This is a genomic window from Geodermatophilus sp. URMC 65, from assembly GCF_053502545.1.
In genome coordinates this window covers 4,886,875-4,903,161 of record NZ_CP199954.1, presented here as the reverse complement: position 1 = coordinate 4,903,161, position 16,287 = coordinate 4,886,875, and the positions used below count along the sequence as shown (strand labels likewise).

Sequence of the window (16,287 nt, the reverse complement as noted above, 5' to 3'; positions counted from 1 at the left end):
GCGCGGCCCGCTCGGCGTTCGCGCGCACCCCGAGCGGTGCGGCGGTCACGGCCTGCCGGACCGCCGAGGCCCGGCTGGACGAGCTGTCCCGACGTCCGCCTCGACCGGACGCCCGCCGCGGGCCGTCCGCCCGCCGCGGGGGCGACGTGACCGGTGTCCTGCCGGGTGCCTGCCCGGGCGCGCGGCGGGTGAGGGAGGCTGGGGGCGCGGCCGTGCCTCTCCTCGGGGACGGTGGGGCCGGAGGACGGCCGGTGGGATGGGCCCGCCGGCGACGAGCAGTGCAGGAGCACGTGGATGCCGCAGGGCACGGTGAAGTGGTTCAACGCCGAGAAGGGGTTCGGGTTCATCGCACCCGATGACGGAGGGCGTGACGTGTTCGTCCACTTCTCCGCGATCGCCGACGAGGGCGGGTTCCGCTCCCTCGACGAGGGCCAGCAGGTGGAGTTCGAGGCCAGCGAGGGGCAGCGCGGCCCGCAGGCCGACTCGGTGCGGCCGGTCGGCGGCGCTCCCCGCCGCCAGGAGCGCGGGCGCGACGACCGGGGCCGCGGGCGGGACGACGAGCGGGACTGGGGCCGCGGCGGCGACCGCGGGCGCGAGGGCGGCCGCCCGTCGCGCGGCGGGCGGGCCACCGGCACGGTCTCCTGGTTCGACGCCGACAAGGGCTTCGGGTTCATCGCACCCGACGACGGCGGGCCGGACGTGTTCGTGCACTTCTCGGCCATCGCCGACCGGGGCGGGTTCCGCAGCCTCGACGAGGGCCAGCGCGTCGAGTTCGACGTCACCCAGGGCCAGCGCGGCCCGCAGGCCGAGGACGTGCGGTCGGCCGAGCGGAGCGGCGGCTCCCGGGACGCCGGCCCGCGCGGCGGTGGGTACCGCGACTCGGGCGGCTACCAGGACCGCGACCGCGGTGGCCACCAGGACCGCGACCGCGGTGGCTACCAGGACCGGGACCGTGGCGGCTACCGCGACGGCGGCCGGGACGCCGGGCGCGGCGGCGCCGGTGAGGGGCGCCGACCCTCGGGCGGCGGCCGGGCCAACGGCACGGTGAAGTGGTTCAACGCGGAGAAGGGCTTCGGGTTCATCGAGCCCGACGACGGCAGCCCGGACGTATTCGTGCACTTCTCGGCCATCGCCGACCGCGGCGGCTACCGCAGCCTCGACGAGGGCCAGCGCGTCGAGTTCGAGGCCAGCGAGGGTCAGCGCGGCCGGCAGGCCGACCGGGTCGACCCCGCTTGAGCGAGGACCCCGTGCTCCCCGCCCGTCGCGAGCCGAGGGCGGGGAGGACGGGGCCTACAGCTGGTGGACGTCGGCCTGCACGGCCTCGAAGGCCTTGCGCGCGGCGATGAGCACCGGGTCCCACACGGGCGAGAACGGCGGGGCGTAGGAGAGGTCGAGCGAGAGGATCTCGTCGACGCCCATCTCGTTCCAGATGCAGATCGCCAGCGCGTCGACGCGCTTGGCCGCCGCCTCCCGGCCGACGACCTGGGCGCCGAGCAGCCGGCCGCTGCGCCGCTCGGCGATCATCTTGAGCCGGATCGGCTGCGCGCCCGGGAAGTAGCCGGCCTTGGTGGTCGAGTCGACGACGGCGGTGACGAACTGGTACCCGGCCGCCTCGGCCTCGGCGGTGGACAGCCCGGTGCGCGCCGCCTCCAGCTCGCAGATGCGGGTGATCGCGGTGCCGATGACGCCCGGGAAGGTCGCGTAGCCGCCGCCGATGTTGATGCCGGCCACCCGGCCCTGCTTGTTGGCGTGGGTACCCAGGGCGACCACCACCCGCTGGCCGGAGAGCCGGTGCACCGACTCCACGCAGTCGCCGGCCGCCCAGACGCCCTCGACCCGGGTGCGCATCCCCGCGTCGACCGCGATGCCGCCGGAGACGCCGAGCGGGATGCCGGACTCCTCGGCCAGCCGGACCGCCGGGCGCACACCGAGGCCGAGCACCACCACGTCGGCGGGCAGCTCCCGGCCGCTGGCGGTCACCACCGCCCGGGCCCGGCCGCCGGCGTCGGTCTCGATCGCCGCGACCGCGTCGGAGAGGACCAGCTCGATGCCCTCCTTGCGCACGGCCTCGGCGATGAACTCCCCGACGTCGGGGTCGAAGGTGCCGACCGGGGTCGCCGACATGTCCACGACGGTCACGTCGAGCCCGCGGATCCGGCAGGCCTCGGCGATCTCCAGGCCGATGTAGCCGCCACCGACGACGACCACGCGACGGACGTCGTCGTCGAGCGCGGCCCGCAGCGCTGCGCCGTCGTCCAGCGTCTGGACGCCGTGGACCCCGGTCGCGTCGATGCCGGGCACCGGCGGCCGCATGGGGACGCTGCCGGTGGCGTACACCAGGTCGTCGAACGGCTCGATGCCGCTGCCGCCGTCCTCCAGGCCGCGCCAGTGGACGACGCGCCGGTCGAGGTCGATGCCGACGACCTCGGTCCGCATCCGGACGTCGATGCCCATCGCGCGGTGCTGCTCCGGGGTGCGGGCGATCAGGTCGGCCTCGGAGTCGACGGTGCCGCTGATCCAGAACGGGATGCCGCAGGCCGAGTAGGACGTCGCACGGCCCCGCTCCAACATGACGACGTCCAGGTCGGGACGTCGCTTCTTCGCCTGCGACGCCGCACTGCCACCCGCGGCGTCCCCACCGATCACGACCACGCGTCTGCCCACGTCCCGGACGCTAGGGGACCCGGTGCGCGTCCGCCGGTCCAGGCCGGGGTAGCCCGGGGCCGACCGTCGTCCCCGGGAGGTCCGATGTCGCGAGGTGGCCGGCTCCGTCGTCGTCCTCACCGGCGGGTCCAGCGGCCGCGAGCTGCTGGTCTCCTGGCGCCGTTCGGCGGCTGGCGAGCTGCTCCCGAGGTCTAGCGTCGGTCCATGACCGTCCCGCCTCCGCCCGGTCCGCAACCTCCTTCGCCCTCGCCGTCCCCCGTGGACCCCGTGCCGCCGCCCGAGCCGGCCCCGTTCCCCGTGCCCGGTCCCGCCGACCCGTCGGCTCCGCCACCGTCCGGACCCCAGCCGGTCTGACGCTCGGGGGTCTGCTGGACCGGCCGGGGTGCCGCTCTCGCGCCGTTGATCATCGGGTTGTTGCTGACAAGCGCGGCGTGTCTCCGCGTGTCGCCTGCAACAACTCCATGATCACCTCGGCAGGACCGCGTCGGGCACCGTTTCCGCTGGTCAAAGGCCGGGAAGTGTCGTACCCCGGCCGTAGGTTCGGGGTGTGTTCATCGGTGGCGGCTACGGCGTCGGGCTGACGGTGACCGACGTCGAGTTGCCGTTGGTCGCCCCGCCGGGGACGGCGATCCCGTCGCTGGGTGAGGTGCTGCCGGTGCACCTGCGGTCGCCGGAGGAGAAGGCGCTGGAGCTGCAGCGGGTGCAGCAGCTGGAGTCGGAGCTCGCTGCCTACAAGGTCGAGCTGGTGGCCGCGTTCGCCGCCGACCGCCCTGCCTCGGCCGACTGCCAGCCCGGCGAGCCCGGTGCCGCCGCCGACATGGCGAATGGCGCCGCGCCGGACGGGGTGTCGGAGTTCTTCGCCGACGAGCTGGCCCTCACCCTCAGCTGCGCCCGCGCGACCGCGTCGACGCTGACCGAGCACGCACTGACGCTGACCCGGTCGCTGGCCGCGACGCTGGCCGAGCTGGCGCAGGGCCGGCTGGACTGGCCCCGCGCCCGCACCATCAGCGAGGAGCTGGGCTGGCCGGCGCACGGCACCGACCCGCAGGTGATCGCCGCGGTGGAGGCCGCCGTGCTGCCCGAGGCCGCCTCGCTGTCCATCCGCAAGCTCAAGGCCCGGCTGCGCGCCGAGCCGGCCGCCCGCGATGCGGCGGCCTCCGATCGCCGCCGCGAACGCGCGCACCGGGCGGTCACCGCGCGCCGCCGCTCGGTCGGGGACGGGATCAGCGAGCTGGTCGCCGGCATGCCCGATGAGCTGGCCGCCGCCTGCCAGGCGACGATCGACGAGCTGGCCTGGCGGGCGCACCAGGCCGGCGACGCCCGCCCGATCGGCCTGCTGCGGGTGGGGGTGTTGGCCGATCTGGTGCTGCGGCCGTGTCTGGCGCCCGAGCCGGTGGCCGCGCACCTCGAGATCCAGGTGCCCCTCGGGGCCCTGACGCCGGAGCGGTTCCTGGCCGCCGGTGCGCCGCTGCCGGCGGAGTTCCAGCGGCCCGATGACGTGGCCGAGCCCACCGGTGCGGTCGCCGGCACCCCGATCACCGCCGCGCACGTGCGGGACCTGCTCGCCCAGCTCGACGCCGCCGGCTTCCAGCCGCCGGCGAACGGGTCGAGCACCTTCTCCTTCACCGACGACGCGGGCGCCCTGCAGGCCGTGGCCACGCTGCACGAACTCCGGCAGGCGACGCGGCGGGGCTGCCCGGAGCACCCGGCCGGGGACCGCGGCTGTGCGGTGATCACCCGGCCGGAACCGACCCAGGCCTACAGACCGACCGCCGCGCAGGACCGGTTCATCACCACCCGGGACCGCAGCTGCCGCCATCCCGGCTGCGACAACCGGGCCGGCTGGGTCGACGCCGACCACGTCGTCCCGCACGCTGACGGCGGGGCCACCGACTGCGCCAACCTGACGCTCCTATGTCTCGTCAAGCGGCGTCGGGTGTCAGCGCGGTGGCGGCGAGGAACGGGCCGCGAGGGCGGGCTGGTCGGCCATCACGGCGGCGTAGATCTCTCGGGCGACGTAGCGCTTGAGCGCTCGCATGATGAACTTCTTGTCCTTTCCCTCGAGCGTGCGGCGCATGACGTAGGCCTTGGTGCGCGGGTCGTGGTTCATGCGGGTCAGAACAATGCGCCAGAGGGCATTGTTGGCGTCGCGGTTGCCGCCGGTGTTGAGCCGGTGGCGGCCATTGGTCTTGCCGCTACCGTCGGGCAAGGGGCTGACTCCAGCCATGGCGGCGAACGAGGATTCGCTTCTCATGCGGTCGGGATTGTCGCCGGCCGCGACCAGAAGAGCGGCCGCCACGTCGGTTCCCACGCCCATGCGGCTACGCAATTGCGGAGCGGCGCGCTCAATGATCGTGGCCATCTCGCTGTCGAGCTCCTGGAGCTCGGCGTCGAGAGCATGGATTCGCCGGGCGAGGCTGCGCAGCGCAAGCTTCGCTGCCGCGGTGGGCTCGGTGCCTTTCGGCCGCAACGATGCGCACTTGTCGGGCAGCGTGTCCTTGGTCAGTCCGCGCAGCTGCTCGCGGAGGTCGTCGGGTGCGGTGACGATGAGGGCCTTCATCGAGTTCAGCGCCTGAGTGCGGGCCTTGACCGCGGTCTTGCGGGCGACGCGGAGCATGCGCAGGCACTCGACGTCGCCGACCCGGGACTTGGGGCTGATCTTGAGCTCCAGCCGGTGCAGCCGCTGCGCGGCGAGCAGGGCGTCGATGGCGTCGGACTTGCCCCGGTTACGGCGGACCGCGGCGTCCTCCCGTTTGGGCCGAGTCGCCTCGACCACGTACTGGCCCTTGGCCTGCAGGAACCGGGTCAGGCTGGCCCCGTAGCTGCCGGTGCCTTCCACCGCGAAGGCCACGACGGTCGCGCCGAGACTGCCGGCCCAGGCCAGCAGGTCGGCGTTGCCGGCCGGCGTGGTCGGCACGGTGATGGAGGCGGGGGCTTCGTCGCCGATCGTGCGGCCGGCCTCGTCGACGGCGGCGGCGACGTTGACGTCCTTGTGGGTGTCGATGCCGATCCACACCTCCTGCGCCGAACCAGGAGCCGTTGTCTTCGCTCTTTCCCGGAACAGACTGGCGACCGGATCGGCCGTTCGACCTGAAGCCTTCGATTTCATCACTTCTGCACTACTCCTGTCGACTTCCGAAGGGACCTCTCGACCGCTTCGTCCGCAATGGACAGCACTGCTATCGGCCATGCACTAGCGGCGTGGCACGCTCCTATTCGGTCACGCGGGCTGGCGGTCAAAGGAACGGAGCTCGGTACCTGCGGCGACGAGTCCATTGCAAGACACGAGGGTCAGTGATCCAAGAAGTCAGTCCACAGGGCGAGGATCCGCCGTTGCGGACAATGACACCAGAGCCATTCTTTGGATCTGACCGGGGTGAAGCCGAGAAGGGCTGCCGCCCGCCGACAGGCCAGATTCGAGGCAGCGAAGCGCCCGTGTGCTGCCTTCGGTCAGGCGGAGCGGCAGCCCGGTCAGAGGGGCAGCGGCGAAGCCTCCGGGCCAACAACTCCCGAGTGGACCACTGGGCCGGTCCTGTACCCCTTGCGGTCAGACCCGAAGGCCTCGTCAGCACCCCTCAGAGGCTGCCCTTCAGGTCTAGCAGTGCTGCCTGTGCCGCACCCACCACCGGCTCAAGACCCACGCCCGCGGCTGGCGGTTCGCCATGGACCCCGACGGCATCCTCACCGTCACCGCACCCTCCGGGGTCACCCGCACCAGCCGGCCACCGGGCCTGCAGCCGGTCGGCCCCCGCGTCCTCACCCGACCACCCGGACCAGGACCCGGCCAGCACCCACCGCCAGCACCCGACCCGGACGCCGACCTCCCACCGTTCTGACCCCGGCGCTGGCTGGCGGCACCGATCGGACGCGGGGCCGTTGCTGCCCGTGGACACGGGCGAGCTCGGGGTCCCGGCAGTGAGCGACCGGCGGACGGTGTGCGCCGGCCGCCGGTGTGGTCACCCCGCGGAGCCCCGGGGCGCCGGCCGCACGTCGCGGGCCCCGGAGAGCTCGTGGCCGGCGTCGCAGACCAGGGCCAGGCGCACCGGCTCCCCGCAGTCGCGGTGCCGCAACTCGAGGGGCACGTCGCCGTCCTCGGCCAGGTACTGGTCCCCCCACCTCATCAGGGCCACCAGCACGGGGTGCAGGTCGATGCCCTTCTGCGTCAGCCGGTACTCGTGCCGCTGCCGCTCCCCCGGGGCCTGGTACGGGACCCGCCGCAGGATGCCCTGGTCGACGAGCGTGGCGAGCCGGTCGGTCAGGACCGCTCTCGGTGCGCCGAGCACCCGCTGGAAGTCGGCGAACCGGCGCACTCCGAGGAACGCCTCCCGCAGGACCAGCAGGCTCCACTTCTCGCCGACGACGGCCAGCGTGCCCGCGACCGAGCACCGCGACCGGTCCCACTCGGCTTCGCTCACAGGACCAGCATAGCCCGCTGAGTTCACTTGACGAACTCACTCGGGAGGAGCAGAGTTCGGCACACGAACTCAGGGAGGCCGGGATGGATCTGCCCGTGACGACCAGGCCGGTGCGGCCGGACGACGCCCCGCTGTTCTGCCGGCTGTGGGACCGGCTCTCCCCCGAGACGGTCTACCGGCGCTTCCACGCACCGCTGCGCTCCCCGCCGGGGGACGCACACCGGCTGGTCGAGGTCGACCACGACCTGCGCGAGGCGCTCGTGGCCGTCGTCGGTGGCGAGGTGATCGGGGTGGCTCGCTACGACCGCTCCCCCGCCGACCCCGCGTCCGCCGAGGTCGCCGTGGTCGTCGAGGACGCCTGGCAGGGCGTCGGCGTCGGCCGCCAGTTGCTCGCCGAGCTGACCGAGCTGGCCGCACGCCGCGGCGTCCGCAGCCTCACCGGCGACGTCCAGGCCGACAACGACCGCATGGTCGGACTGGTCCGCCGGCTGCTCCCCGGGGCGCGCCTCACCCCCGAGCACGGGGTCTACGCCGTGCACAGCGCCCTGCCCAGCGCGACGGTGCCCGCCGCCGCCTGACCCGAGAGGAACCACCGTGTCCCGTCTGCGCACCACCATCGCCGAGCGCCGCCGCACCCGCGCCCGCGTGCGCGAGGACCGCGCCTTCGAGCGACTGCTCGCCCGCGCCCCGACCGTCGAGTCCGCGCACGAGCTGCGCGCCCTCTCGACCCGCCGCTGACGGCCCGACGGTCAGCCGGAGAGCGCCGCCTCCCGCAGCTGCCCGTAGAGCCGGGCCAGGTCGGGCAGCTGGTGATGGGCGTTCAGGCCGCTCGGGTTGGGGACCACCCAGGTCGCCGCGCCACCGACCCGCTCGGGCTGGAGCCCGACGCCCGCGCGCGGCCGGTCGAAGCCGATCCGGTAGGCCGTGATGCCGAGGACGGCGAGCACCCGCGGCCGGTACCGCGCCACCAGCTCGCCCAGCGCCACGGCGCCAGCCCGCAGCTCCTCGGGGGATAGTTCCGCGGCGGTCCGGGTCGGGCGGTCGACGACGTTGGTCACCCCGAGGCCGTGGTCGAGCAGCTGCACGTCCTCCTCGGGCCGAAGCAGCCGCGGGGTGAGGCCCGCCCGGTGGATCGCAGGCCAGAAGCGGTTGCCGGGCCGGGCGAAGTGGTGCCCGCGCTCGGCCGACAGCAGCGACGGGTTGATCCCGCAGAAGACGACGTCGAGGTCGGGGGCGATGACGTCGCGCAGCGGCTTCACCGGGCCGCCGTGACCGCAGCGACCACCGCGGGATAAGCGGCGTCGGCGGCGGCACGCAGTTCGTCGTCGGTGCGGTCCTGCACCGGGTGCGGCACGAGGACGGCGGGAGCCGGGTACCCGAGGGCCCGGCCCTGGACGAGCGCGGCCTCGGCGAAGGCCTCGCTGGCGAGGAAGACCCCCACCACACCGCGGCGCTCGAGGTCGGCGATGTCGTGCACACTGCACGACGTGCACGAGCCCTAGTCGGCGAGCGCCTCGATGACCACCTCGCAGTGCTCGGCGATCTCGTGCCGCAGGTCCACCGGGGCGGGCCGGGCGAAGGTCGGCTTGCGGTACCGGAGCACCCGCACCCCGTCGGCCCGCAGCAGCTCCTCCAGCCGGTCCAGGACGACGTCCCCGCGGGCCTTGCCGATGTCGAGCAGGCCGACGGTCCGGCCGCGCAGCGCACCGGGCCGGGGCAGCAGCTCCCGTGTCGCCGGCCTGCGCTCGCCGGTCGGGTCCAGGACGGTCCTCACCCGCGCACCTCCCTCGTCACGGGGACGCTCCCCGTCTCGCCGGACACCCACCCACCGATGATCGCGCTGAACAGACCGGCGTCCCCGCCGGCGTGCGTCACGAGCAGACCGCCCGGGCGGAACTTCGGCAGCTGCTCGAACTCGACCCCCGGTGGCAGCCCCTCGGCCATGCCCCCCGCCCCCCGCACCAGCTCGCCGGCCGGCAGCCGCAGCAGCCCGTCGAGCTCGGCGAGCAGCCGCGCCCGGTCCCAGCCCGCCTCCCGGAACACCCGGCCGTGCTCCGGGGAGACGACCAGCATGGCGTCGAAGGCCATCGGCAGCTTGGGGTGGGCGTTCACCCGCAGGCAGGCGGCGAGGCTGCGGGCCAGCGACTCCGGGTCGCGGCTGAGCTGGTCGACCACCGGTTGCACTCCGGCGCCGGCGAACACGGTGACCGCGTCCCCGGGCACACCGCGGTCGGCGGCCAGGGGAGCGAAGGGGCTGTTCTCCTCCCGCTCGGCGAAGCAGGAGGTGTACTTGCCGGGGTTGCCGAGCGTGGCCCGGTCCACCTCCCCGGGCCGGCCGCCGCCGACGTTGCGGACGACGAGCTGCAGCGCCCGGCCGATCGTGGCGTTGGCCCGGTTGCCCTGGCCGAGAGCGTTGACCCCGCTGTTCATGCCCACCCGCCGGGCGACCGGGCCGTTGACCACCACGACCGGACCGGAGAAGTAGGTGGTGGCCAGCAGCCCGTGGAGGGCGAACTCCTCGGCGCAGGCGGCCTCCACCGCGGCGAGCACCACAGGCAGGTACTCGGGGAGGCACCCGGCCATCACCGCGTTGACCGCGACCTTCTCCACGGTGCACGCCACGAGGTCCGGCGGGACGACGGCGACCACCTCGCGCGGATCCCGCGTCGTCCCCCGCAGCAGCCGCAGGACCCGCTCCGGCGTCGGCGGGACCACGGGCAGCCCGTCGGTCCAGCCGCGGTCGAACAGCGCCTCGTGCTCGTCCTCGAGGTCGGCCAGCGCCACCCGCCGGCTGGCCAGCCCGTCGCCGTAGCGGGCCTCCAGCTCGTCCACCCGGGAGGGGTCCACCGACAGGGACCCGCAGCCGGGCCGGTGATCGGGCAGCCCGGGACCGAGCCCGGCGGCCCCGGTCAGCTCCTCCCACTGCTCCCGGCTCCACCCCACGACCCGGCCCGTCTCCCGACCGTCCTCGACCCGCAGCACCGTCGGCACGGTCTCGATGCCCAGCCGGTACGACAGCTCCAGACCGGTGTCGTCGCCGTCGAACCAGTCCGGGTCGTCCTGGCACCACACCGCGGCACCCAGCCCACGCAGCACCGGCTCGACGAGGGTGCACGTCGGGCAGTCCCGCTTGACGACGGCGACCAGTCCGTCGGGCAGCTGCACGTCTGCTGACGCTAGCCCCAGCAGTGGGTCCGGACGACCGCGGAGCGGGACACTGGGGCTCCGGGCACAGCGCACCCAGAGAGGACCGGCATGGGCGAGGACGACGACGCGGCCTTCCGCCGCTTCGTCGCCGCCGAGCGCGACGGCCTCCTCGCCGAGGCGCTCCGGTTGACCGGCGACCCCGACCGCGCCGAGGACGCCGTCCAGCGCGCCCTGGCCCGCACCCGGCGGCACTGGGGACGGCGCGGCACCGATCCCGCGACCACCGCCGCCGACGCCCTGCACGCCGCCGCGTCGCCGCACGGGGACGGGCAGGTCCTCGAGTCGCTCGACGACCGCCCCCGACCGGCAGCCGTCCCGCCCGCGCGCTGGCGCCTGGACGCCGACGCAGCCGCCGCCGACGCCCTCGGCCGCGCCCGCCGGCAGCGCCGGGTCCGCGCCGCCGGGATCGCCGCCGCGGCCGCCGCCACCGTGGCCGCCGCCGCCCTGGTGGTCCCGCAGCTGAGCGTGGAGCCGCCCGACGCGCCGAGCGCCCAGAAGCAGGCCGCCGACGTCCCCGTGCTCACCGAGCCCACCCGCGGCTCGCTCGCCGACGACACCGCCTTCGTCGAGGCCGCGCGCCGCGCCGACTGGGGCCCGCTGACCCCGCCCCCGGTCGAGGAGCGGCGCGTCGTCCTCGCCACCGACACCCCCGCCGGCCGCGTCGTCCTGCTCGCCGGCACGGTCGACGAGGACGTCCGCGGCGTCTGGCTCACCGGTCCGGTGGGCGCACCGCCCGAGCAGCTCACCCGCCACGTCCCGCAGGACCTCGGCCCGTACCGGCCGGCGTCGCTGCTGGTGGGCGGCCCCGGCCCGGCGACCCTCGTCGTCGTCACCGCCCCCGGCGACCAGGTCGAGGTCTCCCCCCGGCTCCAGGTCGGCCCGCGGGGCACGGTCGGCCGGAGCTACGAGCCGGTCCCGGCGGACGACGGCCTCGCGGTCACCGAGGTCCCGACGACGGCCGCCGGATCCGGCACCAGCGTCCGCGTGCTGCGCGACGGGCAGCCGCTGTACCGCGCCGGCGTCACCAGTCCCGCGCTCCCGGTCGGCGCCGTCGACGTCCCGCCGCTGGACCCGCTGCGCCCGGCGACCACCCGTCCGGCCGACCGGCTGGTGACCGAGGCGCTCACCGACATCGCCGTCCCGCTGGGCACCGAGCCCGCCGAGCTGCAGCCGCAGCTGCTCTGGTCGGGCACCCTGCCGATGCCCGAGGTGCCGGGCAGCGCCGCCGTCGTCGTGGGCCGCAGCCCGGGCGGCGGGCTCGTCGTCACCACCCGGGCCGGGCAGCTCGGCAGCTCCGGGGCCGGGCGCACCGTGCCGTGCGGCGTGCACACCCCGCCGGGCACCACCGACGTCGCCGGGCTCGTCGTGGCGCGGGTCTGCGACCTGTCCTCCCCCGAGACCGAGCCGTCCGACGCCGGCCGCTGGCTGGTCGTCACCGCGCCGGCCCCGGCCACCGCCGCCGCCGTGCTCGACGAGCGCGGCGGCGTGCTCGCCACCGTCCCGCTGCCCGACGGCGGCGGGGCCGCCCTCCTCCCGGCCGGCGCCCGCGAGGTGCGCACCCTCGACGCGGCCGGCCGGGCGCTGGCCGAGGTGCCGATCAGCGCCGTCGCCACCGAGCCGTTCGGCGACTACGGCTCCGGCGAGGTCCGCTAGGCGCGGCGCGGCACCGGCACGGTGCCCAGGTCCGCCGCCACCACCAGGTCTCCGTCGAACACCGCGGCCGCCTCGTCGGCGAACCGCGAGGGGTCGGGGTAGCGCTGGGAGAAGTGGGTGAGCACCAGTCGGCGCACGCCGCACTCGGCGGCCACCGTCGCCGCCTGCCGGGCGGTCAGGTGCCCGTGGTCGCGGGCCAGCGCGGCGTCCTCCTCGAGGAAGGTGGACTCGATCACCAACAGGTCCGCGCCGTCGGCCAGTGCGGGGACCGCGTCGCACAGCCGGGTGTCCATCACGAAGGCCACCCGCTGCCCCGGGCGGTGGGCGCTCACCTCCTCCAGCCGCACGGTCCGCCCGCCGACGTCCAGCCACCCGGAGCGCTGCAGCCGGCCGACGTCCGGGCCGGACACCCCCGCGCGGGCCAGCTCCTCGGGCAGCATCCGGCGGCCGTCGGGCTCGACCAGCCGGTAGCCGAAGGACTCGACGAGGTGGTCGAGCCGGCGCGCCTCCAGCGTCCACGACGGCCCCGAGGCCACCGGTCCGTCGGCGGTCAGCGGCTGCTCGCGCAGGTCGACGACGTCGTGGAACACCGACGCGGCGCGCAGCCGGCCGAAGTACTCCCGCCCGGACGCCGGGAAGTGCGCGACCACCGGGTGCGCGACCCGGTCCAGCGACATCCGCTGCACCACGCCCGGCACACCCAGGCAGTGGTCGCCGTGGAAGTGGGTCAGGCAGATCCGGGTGACCGCGCTGCTCGGGACGCCGGCCAGCAGCATCTGCCGCTGCGTGCCCTCGCCGGGGTCGAACAGCAGCCCCTCGCCGTCCCAGCGCAGCAGGTAACCGTTGTGGTTGCGCGTGCGGGTGGGCGCCTGGCTGGCGGTGCCGAGGACGACGAGCTCGCGGACCGTCACCGCCAGCTCAGCCGACCTGCTCGACGCCGGCCGCGTGCCGCCGGGCCAGCTCCCGGTAGATCGACGGGTTGCCGTCGACCCAGACCGCGGCCCCCTCGCTGAGCGGTCCCCGCACCGTCACCGGGGCGCCGAGCGCCAGCACCCCGTCGGGGACAACCGCCCCCGGCGGCACCAGGCTGTGCGCGCCGATGAGCGCCCGGGCGCCGATGCGGGCGCCGTCCTGCACGGTGCTGCCGTTGCCGATCAGCGCCTCTGCGCCCACCACCGCGCCGTGGACGACGCACTGGTGGCCGATGGTCGCGCCCGGCCCGATCTCGGTCTCCGGGTCCGCACCACCGTGCAGCACCGAGTTGTCCTGCACGTTGGCGCCGGCCCGCACCACGATGCGGCCGAAGTCCGCGCGCAGGACCGCGCCGTACCAGACCGACGCCCCGGCCTCCACGACGACGTCCCCCACGAGCGTGGCGGTCGGTGCGATCCAGGCCTCCGGGGAGACGGAGGGGGCACGGCCTTCGAAGGAGAACAGCGGCACGGGCGGAGCGTAGGGGCCGGTGCAGTCCCTCCCTCACCGGGTGTGATCCACGGTGCTTTCGGCGTCCGTCGCCCGACCCACCGCCGACTCGCGGTGCGGCCCGACGGCCGGACGGGTCACGATGGCCCCGTGACCGGGAGCCCGGACGACGTGCAGGCAGTGCTCGCGGCGGAGGACCGCCGGTACCGGGCGATGGTCGACGGCGACCTGGACGCGCTCGGGGAGTCGCTCGCCGACGGGCTCTGCTACACGCACTCGAGCGGCAGCCGGGACACCAAGGAGGAGTACCTCGCCGAGCTGCGGTCGCGGTACTACGTGTACCGCCGGGCCGAGCACCCGGTCGACCGGGTCGAGGTCACCGGCGACACCGCGATCGTCGTCGGCCGGATGACCGCGGTGGTCGACGTCGCCGGCGTCCCGAAGACGCTCGACAACCTGGCCCTCGCCGTCTGGACGCGGAGCGGGGGGTCGTGGCGGCTGCTGGCGTACGCGCCGACGGCGCGGCCGGCCTGAACCGCGGCACGCGTCCGCCGTGACGGACACGACAAGTCCTGCAGAGTCCGCAAAGTTGCAGACGGTGCAACGATGGCTGGGTGACCACCGGACTCCGTGAGCGCAAGAAGGCCGCCACCCGGGCCGCGCTCCACGAGGCCGCGCTCCGGCTGGTGGCCGAGCACGGCCTGGACGGCGTCTCGGTCGACGACATCGCCGCCCGAGCCGACGTCTCCCCGCGCACCTTCTTCAACTACTTCGCCACCAAGGACGACGCGGTCCTCGGCCTGGACCCGGCCGAACTGCGGCGGACGGCGCAGGCGCTCGCCGAGCGGCCCGCGGACGAGCCGGCCGTCGCGGCACTGCGCGCCGTCCAGCGCGCGCGGGCCGAGGAGATGGCGCGCGAGCCCGAACTGTGGCCGCTGCGGCTGCAGGTCATCGAGGCCAACCCGGGTCTCGTCGGCCGGCTGGTCACCCACTTCGGTGAGGCCGACCGCGCCCTGGCCGCCGCCGTCGCCGAGCGCACCGGCACCGACGTGGACACCGACACCCTGCCCACGCTGCTGGCGCTGACCAGCGGCGCGGTGCTGCGCACCGCTCTGCACCGCTGGCTCACCGGCGGGTTCACCGACTCCCTGCCCCGCCTCGTCGACGAGGCGTGGGACGTACTCGCCCGCGGCCTGGCCGCCCTCCCCCACTGACCCGAGGAGCCCCGTGCACGCCCCCACCCCGACCGCGACGGACGACGCACCGCTGTTCGTCCTCACCCGGCGCCGGATCAACCTCGTCTTCTCGGCGCTGATCGCCGGGATGCTGGTCTCCAGCCTCGACCAGACCATCGTCTCGACGGCGATGCCGACCATCGTCGGCGACCTCGGCGGCGTCTCGCACATGGCCTGGGTGACGACGACCTACCTGCTGGCCAGCACGCTGGTCATGCCGATCTACGGCAAGTTCGGCGACCTGTGGGGACGCCGCACCCTGTTCCTGCTCGCGATCGCGCTGTTCACCGCCGCCAGCGTCGGGGCGGCGCTGTCCACCAACTTCACCTGGTTCGTGTTCTGGCGCGGCGTGCAGGGCCTGGGCGGCGGCGGGCTGATGATCCTGTCGCAGGCGATCATCGCCGACGTCGTCCCGGCCCGGGAGCGCGGCAAGTACCTCGGCCCGCTCGGCGCCGTCTTCGGCCTGGCCGCGGTCGCCGGCCCGCTCGTCGGCGGGTTCTTCACCGACCACGCGAGCCTCGGCTGGCAGTGGTGCTTCTGGATCAACGTCCCGGTCGGCGTCGCCGCGCTGGTCATCGGCTGGTTCGCCCTGACGCTGCCGCGCAAGCGCAACACCGAGCCGGTCGACTACGCCGGCATCGTCACCCTGTCGGCCGCGACCACCTCGCTGGTGTTCGCCACCGACTCCGGCGGCGACCGCGGCTGGACCGACGGCTGGACCCTCGCCCTGATGGCCGCCTTCGCCGTCTCGGTGCTGGCCTTCGTGCTGGTCGAGCAGCGCGCCGTGCAGCCGATCGTGCCGCTGTCCCTCTTCGGCAACCCGACCTTCGTCGTGGCCACGGCGCTCGGCGCCGCGATCGGCCTGGGCATGTTCTCGGCCATCGCCTTCATGCCCACGTTCCTGCAGATGGCCTCGGGCACCTCGGCGGCCAGCTCGGGCCTGCTGATGCTGCCGATGATGGCCGGCCTGTTCACCACGGCCATCGGCTCGGGCGTCGCGACCACGAGGACCGGCCGGTACAAGGCCTTCCCCATCGCCGGCGTGCTGGTCATCGCCGCGGCGATGCTCTGGATGACCACGCTGTCCGGCGACACCTCGCTGGTCACCATCTGCACGATGCTGTTCGTCATGGGCCTGGGCCTCGGCCTGGTCATGCAGGTCGTCGTCCTCGTGGCGCAGAACGCGGTCTCCCCGCGCGACCTGGGCACGGCCACCTCGACCAACAACTACTTCCGCGAGGTCGGCGCCACCCTCGGCGTCGCGGTCTTCGGCACGGTCTTCACCAACCGGCTGGCCGAGAACCTCACCGGCGCACTGCAGGACAACGCCCAGCAGGCGGTCGCGGCCGGCATCACCTCGCCGGACAGCCTGGTGCCGCAGGCGGTCGAGGCGGCCGGCGAGCCGCTGCGGACGGCGATCGTCGACGCCTACGCCGGCGCCCTGGCCCCGGTGTTCGGCTACCTGCTGCCGGCCTTCGCCGTCGCGCTGCTGCTGGCGCTGTTCCTCAGGGAGATCCCGCTGTCCGACGTCGCCGGCCTGGTCGCCCGCGGCGAGGCGGTCGCCGGGGACGACGTCGACCGCAGGGACGACGACGCGCTCGAGGCCACCCCGGCGCGCTGACCCTGCCGTCCAATGGCAAGCCACTGGCCGGGCGGGACCGGCGTTCCCCACGCTGCCCGGGACGTCGTCC

General features: G+C 75.0%; 14 protein-coding genes and 2 pseudogenes. 8 read left to right on the top strand and 8 right to left on the bottom strand.

What is annotated here, in order from left to right; all coding sequences use genetic code 11:
* Positions 1-294: 294 nt before the first annotated feature.
* Positions 295-1,236 (top strand): cold-shock protein, encoded by a 942-nt coding sequence (locus tag ACWIX7_RS23725; protein ID WP_448618857.1) that lies wholly within the window; start codon positions 295-297, stop codon positions 1,234-1,236.
* 54 nt (positions 1,237-1,290) lie between these two features.
* Here ACWIX7_RS23725 and ACWIX7_RS23720 read toward each other — a convergent pair whose 3' ends face one another.
* Positions 1,291-2,664, bottom strand: coding sequence for an FAD-dependent oxidoreductase (locus ACWIX7_RS23720; protein WP_448618856.1), 1,374 nt, complete (start codon positions 2,662-2,664; stop codon positions 1,291-1,293).
* 817 nt (positions 2,665-3,481) lie between these two features.
* Between ACWIX7_RS23720 and ACWIX7_RS23715 the strand changes: the two are divergent.
* A pseudogene (locus ACWIX7_RS23715) lies at positions 3,482-3,985 on the top strand (DUF222 domain-containing protein); the annotation flags it as partial.
* A 618-nt stretch (positions 3,986-4,603) separates the two neighbouring features.
* Here the strand turns inward: ACWIX7_RS23715 and ACWIX7_RS23710 are convergent.
* The gene (locus tag ACWIX7_RS23710) at positions 4,604-5,773 is read right to left on the bottom strand and encodes an IS110 family transposase (RefSeq protein WP_448622184.1); all 1,170 of its coding nucleotides are present in this window, start codon (positions 5,771-5,773) and stop codon (positions 4,604-4,606) included.
* A gap of 847 nt (positions 5,774-6,620) precedes the next feature.
* Positions 6,621-7,079 (bottom strand): winged helix-turn-helix transcriptional regulator, encoded by a 459-nt coding sequence (locus ACWIX7_RS23705; RefSeq protein ID WP_448618855.1) that lies wholly within the window; start codon positions 7,077-7,079, stop codon positions 6,621-6,623.
* Positions 7,080-7,174: 95 nt separating this feature from the next.
* Here ACWIX7_RS23705 and ACWIX7_RS23700 point away from each other — a divergent pair, with 95 nt between their 5' ends.
* On the top strand, positions 7,175-7,657 hold the full coding sequence (locus ACWIX7_RS23700) for an N-acetyltransferase family protein (protein WP_448618854.1): 483 nt from the start codon (positions 7,175-7,177) through the stop codon (positions 7,655-7,657).
* A 16-nt stretch (positions 7,658-7,673) separates the two neighbouring features.
* Positions 7,674-7,817, top strand: a complete 144-nt coding sequence (locus ACWIX7_RS23695) for a hypothetical protein (RefSeq protein ID WP_448618853.1) — start codon at positions 7,674-7,676, stop codon at positions 7,815-7,817.
* An 11-nt stretch (positions 7,818-7,828) separates the two neighbouring features.
* Here ACWIX7_RS23695 and mug read toward each other — a convergent pair whose 3' ends face one another.
* The 3 genes and pseudogenes from mug to ACWIX7_RS23680 form a co-directional block, all read right to left on the bottom strand.
* Positions 7,829-8,338 carry a G/U mismatch-specific DNA glycosylase gene (mug, locus tag ACWIX7_RS23690; protein ID WP_448618852.1) on the bottom strand — a complete coding sequence of 170 codons (510 nt, stop codon included), beginning with the start codon at positions 8,336-8,338 and terminating at the stop codon, positions 7,829-7,831.
* Positions 8,335-8,853 (bottom strand): annotated as a pseudogene (locus ACWIX7_RS23685) (UGSC family (seleno)protein). The gene mug and the pseudogene ACWIX7_RS23685 overlap by 4 nt, the downstream one beginning before the upstream one ends.
* Positions 8,850-10,244, bottom strand: coding sequence for a thioredoxin family protein (locus tag ACWIX7_RS23680; protein WP_448618851.1), 1,395 nt, complete (start codon positions 10,242-10,244; stop codon positions 8,850-8,852). The pseudogene ACWIX7_RS23685 and the gene ACWIX7_RS23680 overlap by 4 nt, the downstream one beginning before the upstream one ends.
* A gap of 90 nt (positions 10,245-10,334) precedes the next feature.
* Between ACWIX7_RS23680 and ACWIX7_RS23675 the strand changes: the two genes are divergently transcribed.
* Positions 10,335-11,939, top strand: coding sequence for a hypothetical protein (locus tag ACWIX7_RS23675; RefSeq protein ID WP_448618850.1), 1,605 nt, complete (start codon positions 10,335-10,337; stop codon positions 11,937-11,939).
* On the opposite strand, the gene ACWIX7_RS23670 is transcribed toward ACWIX7_RS23675, so the two are convergent.
* The gene (locus ACWIX7_RS23670) at positions 11,936-12,850 is read right to left on the bottom strand and encodes a ribonuclease Z (RefSeq protein WP_448618849.1); all 915 of its coding nucleotides are present in this window, start codon (positions 12,848-12,850) and stop codon (positions 11,936-11,938) included. The genes ACWIX7_RS23675 and ACWIX7_RS23670 overlap by 4 nt on opposite strands.
* A 7-nt stretch (positions 12,851-12,857) precedes the next feature.
* On the bottom strand, positions 12,858-13,382 hold the full coding sequence (locus tag ACWIX7_RS23665) for a gamma carbonic anhydrase family protein (RefSeq protein WP_448618848.1): 525 nt from the start codon (positions 13,380-13,382) through the stop codon (positions 12,858-12,860).
* 129 nt (positions 13,383-13,511) lie between these two features.
* On the opposite strand from ACWIX7_RS23665, the gene ACWIX7_RS23660 reads away from it, so the two are divergent.
* The 3 genes from ACWIX7_RS23660 to ACWIX7_RS23650 all read left to right on the top strand — a co-directional run bounded on the left by ACWIX7_RS23660 (position 13,512) and on the right by ACWIX7_RS23650 (position 16,217).
* On the top strand, positions 13,512-13,895 hold the full coding sequence (locus ACWIX7_RS23660) for a nuclear transport factor 2 family protein (protein ID WP_448618847.1): 384 nt from the start codon (positions 13,512-13,514) through the stop codon (positions 13,893-13,895).
* Positions 13,896-13,975: 80 nt separating this feature from the next.
* Positions 13,976-14,575 (top strand): TetR/AcrR family transcriptional regulator, encoded by a 600-nt coding sequence (locus tag ACWIX7_RS23655; protein ID WP_448618846.1) that lies wholly within the window; start codon positions 13,976-13,978, stop codon positions 14,573-14,575.
* Positions 14,576-14,588: 13 nt separating this feature from the next.
* Positions 14,589-16,217, top strand: coding sequence for an MDR family MFS transporter (locus ACWIX7_RS23650; protein ID WP_448618845.1), 1,629 nt, complete (start codon positions 14,589-14,591; stop codon positions 16,215-16,217).
* The last annotated feature ends 70 nt before the right edge of the window (positions 16,218-16,287 follow it).